The sequence below is a fragment of the Virgibacillus sp. M23 genome (genome assembly GCF_034190895.1).
Taxonomy (GTDB): domain Bacteria; phylum Bacillota; class Bacilli; order Bacillales; family Amphibacillaceae; genus Virgibacillus; species Virgibacillus salarius.
Map to the genome: position 1 here is coordinate 38,406 of NZ_JAWDHA010000016.1, position 14,768 is coordinate 53,173.

Here is a 14,768-nt window from a genome sequence, read left to right on the forward strand (position 1 = left end):
AGACCGCCCTTATCTTCTTATATTACTATCTTTAGTTATCCAATAGCGTATGTGGATCCGCGTATTCCAAGCTATGAGATGTTGCTACTGCTTGATATGTTACATACCCATCGAGTGTATTAATTCCCTTTAATAACGCCTCGTTATCCTTGCATGCACCTACATAGCCTTTATTTGCTAATTGTAATGCGTAAGGAACAGTAACATTGGTTAAACCAATTGTCGAGGTTCTTGGAACTGCTCCAGGCATATTTGCAACGGAATAATGCAATACACCATGTTTGGTATATGTTGGATTATCATGCGTAGTAACATGGTCACTTGTTTCAAATATTCCGCCTTGATCAATTGCTACATCAACAATCACTGAACCGGCTGTCATAGCTTGAACCATTTCTTCAGTCACCAACTTCGGAGCTTTGGCACCTGGTATTAACACTGCACCAATAACAAGATCCGACTCTGCTAAAGCGAGACTAATATTCAGCGGGTTCGACATCATTGTATTAATAGATGATCCAAAAATATCATCCAACTGACGCAATCGCTCTGGATTTAAATCAATTATTGTAACGTCTGCACCTAAACCAACCGCAATTTTTGCTGCATTTGTACCAACAACACCACCGCCAATAACCGTAACCTTGCCACGTTTAACTCCTGGTATTCCACTTAAAAGGATTCCCTTTCCACCTTTTGTCTTCTCTAGAAACTGAGCACCAAGTTGCGAAGCCATCCTTCCTGCTACTTCACTCATAGGTGTTAGAAGCGGTAGTGAATTATTTGGTAACTGCACCGTTTCATAGGCGATCCCAGTTACCTTTTTATCAATCAGCGCCTTTGTTAAGCTAGGTTCCGCTGCTAAATGCAAATATGTAAACAAAATAAGCCCTTCATAGAAGTAATCATATTCTTCAGGTAGTGGTTCTTTTACCTTCATTACCATTTCCTGTTCCCAAGCTTCCTTGGCTGTAGCTACGATAATTGCACCGGCTTCCGCATATTGTTGGTCCGTGAATCCAGAACCTAAACCAGCCTCTGTCTCAATATAAATAGTATGACCGGCATTTTTCAAAGTTAGGACACCAGAAGGCGCCATAGCAACCCTATTCTCATTATTTTTTATTTCTTTTGGAACACCGATATTCATTTAACTACCTCCAATTCTCTAATATAACACTTTTTTGAAAGCACTTTCATACTTCATATACGTATATTGTAACAGTACCAAATTTTTTCTCAAAGTAAAAGGGAAATGAGGCTGACAAAACACAACTTCTTTACTCAAAATACGAATAATCATGTTATCAATAGGAGGATCATCGCCACACTGTGAAACTATACGCGCTTTCCACGGGCACGGCCTCAGCTAACTTGGTAAAGAAAAACACGTTACCACGTGAATCTTCGGACTCGTGCTGTTCCCGCCGGAGTCTCGCTTATTTCAGGTGCTAAATGAATGATTCTGATCAAAAAACGAGCGATGAGGTAATTTCATCAACTCATCGTTCGTTTTTTATTGTTTCTTCATTCTTTTGTCTCAGCCTCATTCTCCACTTTAATTTTTACGATTATTAAACGTGTAGATTCCCTTATTATTGTGCCTTTCTTCAATGACACCACTTTGGTAACTTTCATTTAACTGATTCTGTACAGCCGCAACACCTTTTTCATCCTCAAAAATGTTTTGTGGCTGATTATCACGCTTCTCTTTGGACAATCTAATCACCCCCATTTATAGTATGTCCACAATACTGCAACACTCTCTAAAATTTAATTAGTAAAAGTGGCAAATTTTGATTGTTGTCCTTAAAATACGGGTATATAATTTATATGAAAGGGGAGATCTATATGGAATATAAGAATATTGTAGTAGCAGTTGATGGATCAGAAGCATCTGAGAAAGCTTTTACTAAATCATTAGATATCGCAAAACGAAATGATGCACGCATTATTTTAGCTCATGTTGTTGATTCACGGACATTTGCCACTGCCGAAGCCTATGATCGTACATTAGCAGATCGTGCAGAGGAATATGCTAAGGAATTATTAGACAGCTATGTAGACAATGCAAAATCAGCAGGTATTGATAATTTAATTCGATGTGTAGAATATGGGTCTCCAAAAGTAAAAATTGCAAAAGATATTGCTAATGACTTTCATGCGGACCTTATTATCTGTGGGGCAACAGGGATGAATGCTGTTGAACGTTTTCTTATAGGAAGTGTTTCTGAGAGCATAACAAGATACGCTTCATGTGATGTATTAGTTGTCAGATAACTATATAACATTAAAACGATATACTCACTACATCACTAAGAATATTCCTCAATTACATTAGAAGCACTTCCACATTATTGTTGGAAGCGCTTCTAATGTGGTGATTCTTTTCTTAATTCGTGGATGATATGAGATAATTCTGGAATGATTAATTTTTCCATGGCTAACTTTACCGCTCCAGTAGAACCAGGGAGTGCAAAAATAACTGTTTGGTTTCGAGTACCTGCAACTGCTCTTGAAAGAATAGCGGCTGACCCAATATCTTCTTTGTAACTCAACATTCGAAATATCTCTCCAAAGCCAGGGATTTCTTTCGTAAAAAGTTCTTTTATTGCTTCAATGGTAACGTCTCTATCAGCAATACCAGTTCCACCATTACAAATGATTACTTCAACACCGGGATTGACACAAGCTCTCGTAACTATTTTTTGAATGTCATTTCGATCATCTTTAATAATATCTCTGACACTTATCCAATGTCCGTTCGCCTTCAATTGTTCTTCAATAAGCCCTCCACTCATATCAGTTTCCAATGTCCGTGTATCGCTAATAGTTAAAATCATGCAATTTACTACGTGGTTTTCACGCTTATGTTCCTTTACTGACAATTAATACCTCTCCCATCCATTATGATTTTATAAAAAAGGTTTTGCTATGGTTCAACCACACCAAAACCTTTTAACTAACTAATTTGTGAAAGTCTGATTGTATCTCTGGCAATCATAACCTCTTCATTTGTAGGGATTACGATTACTTTAACTGGAGAGTGTGGATAATTAATAAATTGTTCTTTTCCTCGAACTTTATTGAGTGCTTGATCCCAGTAAACCCCCATAAATTCAAGACCATGTAAAACCTTTTCTCGGATCACATCACTATTTTCTCCAACTCCAGCAGTAAAGATAATGGCATCTACGCCAGACATTTTCGCTGCATAGGAACCTAAATATTTATGAATACGACCTGCAAATACTTCTAAAGCTAATTCTGCTCGCTTATTCTCTTGAGCTGTCTGTTCAATATCTCTTAAATCACTTGAGAATCCAGATAAAGCTAGCATACCACTTTCCTTATTCAACACATGAATCACTTCATCCGCGGACTTTCCTGTTTTTTCCATAATATAAGGGATAAGCGCCGGATCTATATTACCTGAGCGTGTTCCCATAGTTACCCCAGCTAATGGAGTGAAGCCCATTGATGTGTCAATTGACTTACCACCTTGAATAGCTGCAATACTTGCACCATTACCAAGGTGACAAGATATAAGGCGCAGGTTCTCCAATGGCAGACCCATCAGATCCGCTGCTCGCTGCGAAACATACTTATGTGATGTACCATGAAATCCGTATTTACGTATGCCATAATCTTTATAGTACTCATATGGTAAGCTATAAAGATAAGATGACTCTGGCATCGTTTGATGGAATGCAGTATCAAACACAGCCACCATTGGTACCTCCGGTAAAATTTCACGGAAAGCATGAATTCCCGTCAAATTTGCAGGGTTATGCAAAGGTGCCAATTCCGACACTTGTTCAATCGTTTCAATAACTTTGTCGTTAATGACAACTGAATCACTAAAACGTTCCCCACCATGAACTACGCGATGACCAACTGCATTTATTTCATCAAGTGAAGTAATGACCCCAGAAGACGTTAATGATGCTAGTAGTTTCTTTACTGCTTCTTCATGGTTTGGAATCTCTTCCACAAATTTATCTTTTTCACCTTGAACATCCATTGTAAATACTGACTCATTTAGACCAATTCGTTCCACTAGCCCTTTTGCTAGAACGCGCTCGTTTGGCATTTGTATTAATTGGAATTTCAAAGATGAACTACCGGCGTTTATTGCCAATACATTACTCATTGCTGTTCAACTCCTTTTTATACGTTTGGAACCAATTATTTATTTGACCTAAAATATCTCCCATTGCTCTCGTATTGTTGAAAGAAGGCATTTTAACCAATAGTGGTTGTTTAGGAGATGCTGTCTGCTGTCCTTTTTTTTGTAGTATTAAGATACTTTTTCGATGCTTATCAGATTTGAAGGCACTTTCTGGCAACCTTAGGATGCCAACCATATGAGCATAATCATGAATAAATTGTTGAAGCTTGTCTGATTGATCACTATCAAATAAAAATTCTGGAATAACTAGAATAAGGTATCCGCCTGGTTTTGTGTAATTAAGACTTTGCTCTATAAATAAGTGATGCGCATAAGAATGACCTTTATCGGCCTTAAGTTTAAAGTCACTCGCACGTAAGTCGTCTGGATAGTATCCAACAGGTAGATCAGCTACGATTAAATCTACAGGGTCCAATAAAAATGGACGAAGACTATCTTGATGGAAAAACTCAATATTCTTTTTCTGCAAGTTCGCATTCCAAACAGCTAGTTGAATTAACGTTGAATCAACTTCACTTGCAAATGCTTCTTTGATTTGTGGTAGTTGACTTAGAACCGCAGTTATTAAATTTCCAGTTCCACCAGCTGGATCAAACAAGCGAATGTTTTCGGCGTCATCGAATAATTTATTTGCCAAATACGCAATCATTAGCGATACTGTTTCTGGTGTCATTAAATGCTGCTGTTGAGTAGAGCCTTTCATTCCTTTTAGAATAGCAAGCTGATTAGCTTTTCTTACTTCCTCAGCTGAGAATGAATCTATTTTTAATTCGACTAAAGCTTGCTGTAATTTGATTGCTAGGCTTTCATCTATATTATCTGGCACTTCTTGCATAAATACGATTTCCATCGTATAACCTAAGCTTTCCAGATATGGTTCATTAACATACTGTTGAATCTTATTTGTCGTTTCATCTATCCATTCATACAATGTTTCGACATTTGATTTCTCCATATAGCATCCTCCATTCGTTCCTTCAGAGCGTTTCTATTGTACCAAAGGAAATGGGACTATGTACAAAATAATGCTAATTAAGTTCTGTAGCACACAGTAAAAATCCCCCTCATTTACTGAGAGAGATTCCGTTCGAGTTATTTAGCTTGTCTGGCAGCTTCCAGGGCAGCATCATAATCCGGATGATTACTCACTTCTTTAACATATTCTACATAAGTAACTATATTATTGGAGTCAACAACAAATATAGATCTTGCTAGCAGACGTAACTCCTCTATAAGAACACCATAGTTCTTTCCAAAATGAGCATCTCGGTGGTCTGACAATGTATCAAGCTTCTTAATATCATGTTGGTTAACCCAGCGTTTTTGTGCAAATGGTAAATCCATACTCACCGTTAAAACTTTAACATTTTCAATCTGATCAGCTTCTTCATTAAAACGTTTTGTTTGCTCTGCACATACACCTGTATCAATGGAAGGAACAACACTAATCAGCTTAACCTTCTCTTTATAATCAGTTAATGTAACTTCTTCTAAATCATTAGATAGTACTTTAAAAGAAGGTGCTTCATCACCAACTTTCACTTCATTACCTACAAGTGTGACAGGTTCTTGTTGGAATGTAACATTTGCCATATGAATCATTCCTCCTAAATAATTGTATTCCTTCTTCATTATGAATTGAATAGCGGTGCATGTCCAATAATTTATGGCTATGAAATCTAGAAATATTTGTGAACGGAATTAGCTACGCTTACATTATAGAATGGTGTATGAGTTGCATTTATACAACCATTAAATATCATATTGGGTAGGCATCTCTTTAGGTTTCTTATTTTCTTGTTTCTTTGAACCTTGCTGTTGACTTGACTCTTTCATTATCTGTTGCACCTTTTCTACAACCTGTGGCGCAAAATCAATCATTTTTTCATAGATATGTGTATGATGATCTAAATGAACCATCTTAATTCCTCTTTCACTGACAATCAAAAATGCTACCGGTGTAATTGATACTCCTCCACCGCTACCTCCTCCAAATGGAAGTGTTGCTTCACCACTTTCACTACTGCTATCGGATTGGGATTGACTACTTGTAGAATTAAACTCACTACCACCTGCAGCAAATCCAAAACCAACTTTGGACACAGGTATAATAACACTGCCATCCGGAGATTGAACAGGATCTCCAATAATTGTGTTTACCTCTACCATATCCTTCAAATTTTCCATTGCAGTAGTCATTAGCCCTTGAATAGGATGCTCTTCCATCACAATCAACTCCTTTTATACATTTGTGCTTGATGTATCAATAGCTTCTTATTATTAGCCATTATTCTCATGACTTGAAGAAATCCACTTATAGCTTGTGCTATTCGAATAGAAACAATACAATAAATTTCGGATTGTATATATTTCTGTTGAAAAAGTGGTACAACTTTAATATCTGGATGACAATTAAAAATCCCATGTTCTTGAAGCCATGCTATGATAACACCTTTTACTGTCCAGACACCTCCTGATACAATACCTGTAAGTGATGCATCACCAGTACCACCTACCGTATGCCACTTCATTTGTTTGAATTTCATCTTCTGTAGCATAACCGAAATTGCTTTATGACCTTGACGTAGGATATGAAGCGCCTCATTAAGTTTACTCGGTAATTCACGAAAATTAATAGCAGGCGTGTTACTTTCGAAATCATCTAACATCATCGTTCGTCTTATAATCGGAATTTTCCACCAATAAATCCGTATCGTTATAGAAGTATTTGCTTGGCAATATGCTCCTTGAACATGAATGATTAGCTTTGAGAATAAAAAGATAACAGCAATCGCGATCACGGTTATCATAAATATAGCCCACCCCCACATTTTCATCACCTCAGTTTCATAGCTGTTCCTATTTTTCCTCAAATTTCCTATTTTAATCATTCGTTTTACTCCACTAGGATAATAGCAACAAAACATGATAGAATATGGTTATACTGCTTTGCTTAATAGCTTAAAGTAGATAGTAGTATAAAGTGCATCTCGTCATCACATTTGGGAGGGTATCAAAAGAATATGACTGATCGAAAAAATATTTTCTTCTATTATTTAAGTGACCAAGGGCTTGAAGATAAATTAAATGCCCTATACCAATTAGCAGAGTCAAATGGTTTTACAATTGTAAACGATTTCGAACATGCTAATATTATTGTAAGTATTGGAGGTGACGGTGCTTTCTTACAAGCTGTACGTAAGACAGGCTTTCGTCAAGATTGCCTTTATACAGGAATAACTCGTTCGGGGGAATCAGGTCTATATTGCGATTTTAATATGGATAATGTTGATGAAATGTTGAAGACAATCCAATATGAAGAAATGGAAGTTCGTCGTTTTCCTGTGATTAATGCGGAATTAAATGGTGAGACGAGTTTTTATTGCCTTAATGAAATTAGTGTCCGCTCGACTATTATTAAATCCATCGTTATGGATGTGTTTATTGATGACATTCACTTCGAAACCTTCAGAGGGGACGGACTAATTGTTGCAACACCAACAGGAAGTACAGGTTATAATAAATCTACGAATGGAGCGGTCATTGACCCAAAAATTCCTTGTTTTCAAGTTACCGAGTTAGCATCCATAAATAATAATCGTTATCGCACCCTGGGTTCTTCTTTTGTTCTTAATAGTGATAGAAAGTTAACGTTATCAGTCCAGCAGGATGGTAATGATTATCCAATTATCGGTCTTGACAATGAAGCATACTCCATTCGAAATATAAGGGATATTTCTGTTACATTAAGTGACCATGTTATTAAAACCGTGAAATTAAAAAATAACTCCTATTGGGACAGAGTAAAACGTACGTTTTTATAACTAGAGCGTGAAGCAGCATATAACGTATAATACGGACAAGAACCGATCTAATTAAATAGAAGAAAGGTTCTTGTCATATACAATTTTCCCGTCAATTACTGTCATTGCAACGTCAATTTCGTGAATCTCATTTGGATTGACTTGGAAAATATCTTTCTCCAAAATAGTGAAATCAGCGTGATAACCTTCCGTAATCAAACCTCTACTATTCTCTTGATTAATTACATAAGCACTACCAGTCGTATATAATTGTACGGCTTCAAATATAGTCAGCGCTTCTTTAGGTAAGTATGTTTTTCCATCAAAAGAGGATTTACGAATAACCGCAGCTTGAATTCCAAGTAACGGATCCACTTTCTCAATTGGTGCATCAGACCCACCAGCACAATGTATTCCGTGCTGAAGCATAGATTTCCAAGCATACGCTAAGTCTAGCCGTTTTTGTCCCAGCCGATCAATTACCCAAGGGAAATCTGAAGCAACAAAGGTCGGTTGGATGTCTACGACAGCAGGAAGCTCCTTTAGTAATTCAAAGGCTTGTTTATTTAAAATTTGTCCATGGATAATTCGATCGCGAGCATTCGTTGCTAACGGATATTTACTCAATATGGATGCAATTTCTAAAACGGCTTGATCTCCAATGGCGTGAACTGCTACTGGCAACTGATAGACACGTGCCCTAGCCACGAGTTCCTCTAACTCAGGTATGCTGTGAATTGCAAAACCTCTGTTTCCAATGTCATCCGCATAATCTGTAGACAACCATGCTGTCCTCCCCCCCAATGCTCCGTCCGAAAATATTTTGACTGCGCCAAGCTCTGCATAACGTGGCCCCTTCAAATACCCTAGCCCAGCATGAATCATGTCTTCCATAACTTCATGATGGACGAGTAAATGCGCTTTAAATATTTTCTCCTTCCCATCCAACACATGTTTAAAAGCACCAAAAGTCTTATCAAATCCACCAAAATAATTAAGGTCTTCACTGTGTCCTCCAACTAAGCCCTTTGAAAGAAGATCATCTATAGCGATTGAGATTACTTGTTCTAGATAAGCCTGTGAAACAGTTGGCATTGCTTGCTTTATTAATTCCTGAGCAGTATCCAAGAAATAACCCGTTGTCTCTTCATCATCATCTCGTTCAATAACGCCACCTTTTGGATTAGCTGTTTTATTTACAGTATCAATACCTGCCAGTTCTATTGCTTTGCTGTTAGCTAAAATAGCGTGACGGCATACTCGAGATAACATGACAGGATTATGAGGTACAATTTCGTCAAGTGCAGTTTTGTGAATAATGAGTGGTTCATCCCAATGGTTTTCATTCCAGCCCTCACCCACAAGCCACTCTCCCTCAGAAAGATTTGTAGCTCGGTTAAACAGTGCTTCTAATACTTCTTCGGCTGATTGCATTTGGGAAAGATCAAGCCGAAGTAATTTCTCACCATGCCAAATAATATGCAAATGACTATCAACAAATCCTGGTAACATTGTTTTTCCGTTCAAATTTATTGCTTCATCTATTTGATTAAAATAAGTATGATACAAATATTCATATGTTCCAATAGCAACTATTTGATGTTCCTCGGTAAATACAGCATCTACCACTACATCCTCACGTTCCATCGTGTAGATCGGTCCACCAAACCATAGTGTTCCCATAGCTTCTTCGATCTCCTTCATTAGAAAAATGTTATATACATACCTTACTTATTTTCTGAATAGGAATCAAGAGGGATTATAGTCATAATAGGTTTATCAATGAGAACAAAGCGCAAGCGACTGGAGCGAGTCAACGGGGATAAAGGAATCACGGTGAGCTTGCGAGCAGATGATGACTTATGTAGGGCGATTCATGAAGTCACCTCGTTTCTGGGCACTGGCGCTGGACGCAGTTCAACACACCCTTATTTATCCATATGGGCAAATATTATAATTTCCTTCATTTCCTAGACAATTAAAAAGGACTACCCAAACCGGATAGCCCTATAGCCATTTTAACTATTTAATTTAAGTTATTTTGTTCCACCAAATTGTTGTTCAGCCATTTGAACAAGACGTTTAGTGATTTCACCACCAACAGAACCGTTGGAACGAGATGTTGAATCTGGTCCTAATTGTACACCAAATTCCTGAGCAATCTCATATTTCATTTGATCTAGAGCTTGTTGAACACCAGGGACTACTAATTGATTTGAAGAATTATTTGCTGCCATGTTAACTCACCTCCTTGGTACTTATAGAATGTGTACAAAGGAGAGAAAGCATACATATTTTTAAATGGTAGTTCCTGACAAATTAAGGGATATGGTCAGACATTAATAATCCAGTCTTCTGCCTTTCCTTAGAACAAACCATCAAACTTGGTCTCTGTATCTCGTGCTGATACTTTTATCGTTTCTATTCCAGCAATTGCTTCATCCATTAATTTTGTAAAATCCTTCTTCGATTCAAACAAATTTGCTTTTTCTCTTTTTGGTTTCGTTTTTGGCGACTTAGGTACAAATATCGTACAACAATCCTCATAAGGTAAAATAGACGTGTCGTAGGTACCAATCTCTCTTGATATGTTAATGATCTCTGTTTTGTCCATTGTTATCAATGGTCGAATAATCGGATAGTTAGTTACTTCATTAATTGTATTCATACTTTGCATGGTTTGACTCGCTACTTGTCCAAGATTTTCACCAGTAGTCAACGATAAGATCTCTTGGTTCACACACACCCGTTCACTTATACGCATCATCATTCTCCGCATGATTGTCATTGCATAACCGTCAGGCATTTCTCGAAAAATTTCTTGCTGGAGTTTGGTAAACGGTACGATATGCACTTGAATCGATTTACCATACTTTGTTAATTGTTTAGCTAAGTCCAGAACTTTTTGCTTTGCACGTTCACTTGTAAATGGCGGTGAATGAAAATGAATAGCTTCAATCTGCACCCCTCGCTTCATTGCTAGGTAGCCAGCAACAGGACTATCAATACCACCTGAAAGTAATAATAGTGATTTACCAGATGTGCCTACCGGAAGACCTCCAAGTCCCTGAATAACACTTGACGTAATATAAGCTGCTTCTAGTCTTATTTCGACTTTAATTTCTAAATCAGGATGATGCACATCCACTTTAATTTCATTCGTATTGATTAATAAATGTCTACCTAATACTTGATTCATTTCCTGTGAAGCAATGGGGAAATCTTTATTAATCCGCTTCACAGATACCTTAAATGTGTTTACATTTGTAGCATTTTTTAAAGCATATAAAGCGGCTTCTTTTATTTTATCGGGATCATTCTCCACCTTAATTGCCAAACTCATACTTTGAATTCCGAAGATATTCTTACATTTTTCGATAATTGGCTCAGGATCATGACCGTTTAGTAAAATAAACATTCTCCCTTGTGTTCGTTTTACTTTTATGTTTGGAAATGCAGCTAATTTATGTTGAATATTTTCTTGTAGACGGATAATAAATTGTTTTATATTTTTACCCTTTAACGCCATTTCTCCGTAGCGTATTAAAATATGATCATATTGCATGTTATCTACTCCATTACTTCTTTAAATTGTTGAATTTTCTCTTTCAGTACGTGAATAAAATTAGTTAATTCTTCCTCTGTATTTTGATAAGAAAGACTTACTCGTAATGCAGATACTGCTCTATCATCAGAAAACCCACAAGCCGCGAGAATTTTGCTTTCATCTGACTTTTTAGAAGAGCAAGCTGATTTTGTTGATATATAAATTTCTTCTTCACTGAGCATGTGTATCATTACCTCTGGTTTAATCCCTGGTATCGAAAAATTAATAATATGCGGTGCCGCATGTATAGGCGTATTTACTTTAACAGCTTCTATTTTTTCCAGTTCCTCACGAAGAAAACGTTGTAATTCATATAACCTCTGCTTGTATAAGCGTTCCTTTTCCATGATTAAGCGTAAGGCTTTTACTATCGAAACTGCTCCAGCTAAATTCTCCGTTCCCGAACGTATCGCCTGCTCCTGTTCTCCGCCATGAAATAACGGAAAAAGAGTTGTTCCATTCTTTACAAACAATAAGCCAGTTCCTTTTAAACCATGAATTTTGTGACCAGACATCGTACAAAGATCTATTCCACTATTTCTTAAGGTTAATGGAACTTTCCCTAACCCTTGGACATAATCGACATGGAAAAATAATTTTGGATATTGTTTTGCAATTTTTCCGATTTCTGCTATAGGTTGGACCGAACCTAGCTCATTGTTCACGTGCATAATACTAATTAAAATGGTATCATTTCTTATCGCTTGCTTTAGATCAGATAAGGCAATCACCCCATTCCTATTCACTGGTAGATATGTTATTTCAAAGCCTAATTTTTCCAAGCTTTTACAGGCATTATCTACGGAAGGATGCTCAACCTGAGTGGTGATAATATGTTTACCCCTGTTTTGATGCTCTAAAGCAATACCTTTAATAGCAATATTATTACCTTCTGTACCTCCAGAAGTGAATATAATTTCATTTTCCGCTACATGTAGAATTTCAGCAGCCTGTTTCTTAGCTTGAATTAAAAGTTTTTCTGCCTCTCCTCCCAAGGGATGGATAGATGATGGATTGGCAAAAAAAGTAGTAGATACTTGTTCAAAACTTTTTAATACTGCTGGATCAGGCACTGTTGTAGCACTATTATCTAAATAAATCATTCAACTAACTCCTAACTTCCTAGATGAATTATACCAAGCAGCCTTCTTTAATTAATTTCTTTGCTTAGAAAAAAGGATATTATATAATATCCTTTTTCTATTAAGTCCTATTTACTTAATTCAATACCTCTTGATATTCCTCAATTCGTTTTAGCGCGCCAGGTTCAACTTCTTCGATTGCTTTAGCTGCATGCTCCAACGATAGTTCATACTCGTAATTTCGGAATAACCGTTCTGATTCGGCTAGCTTTGCAGCTAATAATGGATACTGACTACGATATCTATTCGCATATTGGATAACCTGCTCCGTTAAATAAGCTTGTTCCAACATAAGATCTGTTTGTTCCATGGAATACTCTACAGCATTCTTCGCATCATTTAAAGCTTGTTGCACCTCTGCCATATCTAGCGGTTGTTTTTCCAATGTTTTCATCACACGTTGATTTTTTTCTCCGGCTGTTTCTATTAAGTTCCATATATTACTTGGAATTCCAGGAACATTACTTTTCTTGAGCTTACGCTGAATACTATACAACTGATTTCGCATTTCCGTCAACTTATCCTTCGCCTCAAGCTCATCTTTACGAAGATTACGAATGCGCTTTTTAAACGCTTCATGTTTTTCTTTTAGCTCTTCAATTTGCACAAAGCCAGCTTCTAACTCATCACGTAGCTTTGTGTGTGGAGATTTCTCTTTCTCGATTTTATCTAGTAGTTCTTCAAATTGCGTGTTTAGTTTTCCGATTGCCTTTTCTAATGTTAAATACTTCTCCATATCACTATCTTCAAAATAATAAGCCTTCTTTAATAGCTCAACATCCGCTTTAGTACCAGCAAATGTGTCTGTAATTTCCTTTAACGTACTCTGATAGGTCGGAACTTTTGTTTCCACAAAATTCCTAGCTATTGCTTCTTTTTCGAGCAGCTGATACATTTCCTTTATCCGTCCATCTATCTCCTCTATGGCACCTTCTGCCTCAGAAAAGTCACCACTTTCCATAGCGCCAACTATATGTAAAAGTCTTTCCTGATATTTGCGTATTTCTTTTTCAAAAGCCAGATGATCCACACGATAACCTTCATTTTTCATTTCCTTTAAACCTGTATATAAATCATCTAACTGACTAGGTAATTCCTGCTTACATGATTTATATAATTGTGGAAAATCATCTAACTCTCCCTCTAGGCTATCCACAGATAGCTTTAATTGATCGACGAGCTGCTTCGCTTCTATATAATTTCCATTCTCGACAAGTTGATGATAATTAGTTAGCTGTGCTTCCAGTTCATCCATTTTTTTATCAAAATAGGCTTCCGCTTTTCCATATTGATATCTGTTTTGCGAAAGCTGTTTACGTAACGCCTTTACTGTAGGTTCAACATGCTCTATTTCTTTTCTACTGGACTCTTCGGATTCAAGCAGTTCTTCTACTTCCATTAAAATCTTCTCTATATCCTTTTCCACGGATTGCAATATCTGATCGACTTTAGCCAGGATTTTTTTAGCTTTCGAGAACCGATATCGATCCGCCGCTTCTTCTGCATCAAATAAATGTTCTTCAATATCAGTAAGCTCTTTTGTTACTATATATTCCCATTGATCCTTCCACGCTTCAAATTTATCTTGTGTTTCCCCTGATAAGTTTAATATTTTTATACGGGAGAGCTCTGAAGCGATGTTTCGACCCATAATGTCCATTTTCCAGGCTTCATAACGATCAACAACATCATATACCCTTTTTCGTAAGATAAGTCCTGTAATAATAAGTGCTATAACTATTAGTATAATGCCTATGATGTATGCCATAAAATGCCTCCCAACTAAATTCCTAAAGAGGATGGACGTTTACAAAAATAAAATAATCGTCGCTAATAATAATCTAATTATAATAATACCATGTTAAACACAATTTTTGCTAAAAAAATACAAATAAATTGGGGTTTCAGCCAATTTTTTATTCTACACGCTATAGGCAAGTCCGTACTCATTTATACATAATAAAAATTAGCAAGTGATTGTATAGTATTGTACGACAATCGTCAGCGTGCCTATTTCACTAGTA

At 36.8% G+C, this 14,768-nt stretch carries 15 protein-coding genes; 2 read left to right on the forward strand and 13 right to left on the reverse strand.

Annotated features, from left to right (window positions below; all coding sequences use genetic code 11):
• Nucleotides 1-31: 31 nt before the first annotated feature.
• A complete protein-coding gene (gene ald / locus RVS70_RS08665; RefSeq protein ID WP_026681439.1) occupies nt 32-1,150 on the reverse strand; it encodes an alanine dehydrogenase in 1,119 nt (372 codons plus the stop codon).
• A 408-nt stretch (nt 1,151-1,558) separates the two neighbouring features.
• The gene (locus RVS70_RS08670; RefSeq protein ID WP_162986290.1) at nt 1,559-1,720 is read right to left on the reverse strand and encodes a hypothetical protein; all 162 of its coding nucleotides are present in this window, start codon (nt 1,718-1,720) and stop codon (nt 1,559-1,561) included.
• A 131-nt stretch (nt 1,721-1,851) separates the two neighbouring features.
• Here RVS70_RS08670 and RVS70_RS08675 point away from each other — a divergent pair, with 131 nt between their 5' ends.
• Nucleotides 1,852-2,280, forward strand: a complete 429-nt coding sequence (locus tag RVS70_RS08675; protein WP_026681440.1) for a universal stress protein — start codon at nt 1,852-1,854, stop codon at nt 2,278-2,280.
• 92 nt (nt 2,281-2,372) lie between these two features.
• Here RVS70_RS08675 and RVS70_RS08680 read toward each other — a convergent pair whose 3' ends face one another.
• From RVS70_RS08680 to RVS70_RS08705, 6 genes are all read right to left on the reverse strand, one after another.
• On the reverse strand, nt 2,373-2,888 hold the full coding sequence (locus RVS70_RS08680) for a molybdenum cofactor biosynthesis protein B (RefSeq protein WP_026681441.1): 516 nt from the start codon (nt 2,886-2,888) through the stop codon (nt 2,373-2,375).
• Nucleotides 2,889-2,962: 74 nt separating this feature from the next.
• Complete coding sequence (locus RVS70_RS08685; protein WP_026681442.1) at nt 2,963-4,153, reverse strand: acetate kinase; 1,191 nt, start codon at nt 4,151-4,153, stop codon at nt 2,963-2,965.
• On the reverse strand, nt 4,146-5,147 hold the full coding sequence (locus RVS70_RS08690; protein WP_026681443.1) for a class I SAM-dependent methyltransferase: 1,002 nt from the start codon (nt 5,145-5,147) through the stop codon (nt 4,146-4,148). Before RVS70_RS08690 ends, RVS70_RS08685 begins: the two co-directional genes overlap by 8 nt.
• A gap of 137 nt (nt 5,148-5,284) precedes the next feature.
• Nucleotides 5,285-5,785 carry a thiol peroxidase gene (gene tpx / locus RVS70_RS08695; RefSeq protein ID WP_026681444.1) on the reverse strand — a complete coding sequence of 167 codons (501 nt, stop codon included), beginning with the start codon at nt 5,783-5,785 and terminating at the stop codon, nt 5,285-5,287.
• 159 nt (nt 5,786-5,944) lie between these two features.
• Complete coding sequence (ytfJ, locus tag RVS70_RS08700) at nt 5,945-6,418, reverse strand: GerW family sporulation protein (RefSeq protein ID WP_034679108.1); 474 nt, start codon at nt 6,416-6,418, stop codon at nt 5,945-5,947.
• A 5-nt stretch (nt 6,419-6,423) separates the two neighbouring features.
• A complete protein-coding gene (locus RVS70_RS08705) occupies nt 6,424-7,002 on the reverse strand; it encodes a DUF2953 domain-containing protein (RefSeq protein ID WP_161629273.1) in 579 nt (192 codons plus the stop codon).
• Nucleotides 7,003-7,215: 213 nt separating this feature from the next.
• Here RVS70_RS08705 and RVS70_RS08710 point away from each other — a divergent pair, with 213 nt between their 5' ends.
• Nucleotides 7,216-8,016 carry an NAD kinase gene (locus tag RVS70_RS08710; protein WP_026681447.1) on the forward strand — a complete coding sequence of 267 codons (801 nt, stop codon included), beginning with the start codon at nt 7,216-7,218 and terminating at the stop codon, nt 8,014-8,016.
• A gap of 51 nt (nt 8,017-8,067) precedes the next feature.
• Here the strand turns inward: RVS70_RS08710 and RVS70_RS08715 are convergent, their stop codons facing one another.
• From RVS70_RS08715 to ezrA, 5 genes are all read right to left on the reverse strand, one after another.
• Nucleotides 8,068-9,678: an amidohydrolase gene (locus RVS70_RS08715; protein WP_026681448.1), complete on the reverse strand. Its 1,611-nt coding sequence runs from the start codon at nt 9,676-9,678 to the stop codon at nt 8,068-8,070.
• 353 nt (nt 9,679-10,031) lie between these two features.
• A complete protein-coding gene (locus tag RVS70_RS08720; RefSeq protein WP_026681449.1) occupies nt 10,032-10,232 on the reverse strand; it encodes an alpha/beta-type small acid-soluble spore protein in 201 nt (66 codons plus the stop codon).
• Between the two features lie 128 nt (nt 10,233-10,360).
• Entirely contained in the window at nt 10,361-11,560 is a 1,200-nt protein-coding gene (gene thiI / locus RVS70_RS08725; RefSeq protein ID WP_026681450.1) for a tRNA uracil 4-sulfurtransferase ThiI, read from the reverse strand.
• Between the two features lie 5 nt (nt 11,561-11,565).
• Nucleotides 11,566-12,705 carry a cysteine desulfurase family protein gene (locus RVS70_RS08730; RefSeq protein WP_121605486.1) on the reverse strand — a complete coding sequence of 380 codons (1,140 nt, stop codon included), beginning with the start codon at nt 12,703-12,705 and terminating at the stop codon, nt 11,566-11,568.
• A 115-nt stretch (nt 12,706-12,820) separates the two neighbouring features.
• Nucleotides 12,821-14,512: a septation ring formation regulator EzrA gene (gene ezrA, locus RVS70_RS08735; protein ID WP_121605487.1), complete on the reverse strand. Its 1,692-nt coding sequence runs from the start codon at nt 14,510-14,512 to the stop codon at nt 12,821-12,823.
• Nucleotides 14,513-14,768: the final 256 nt, after the last annotated feature.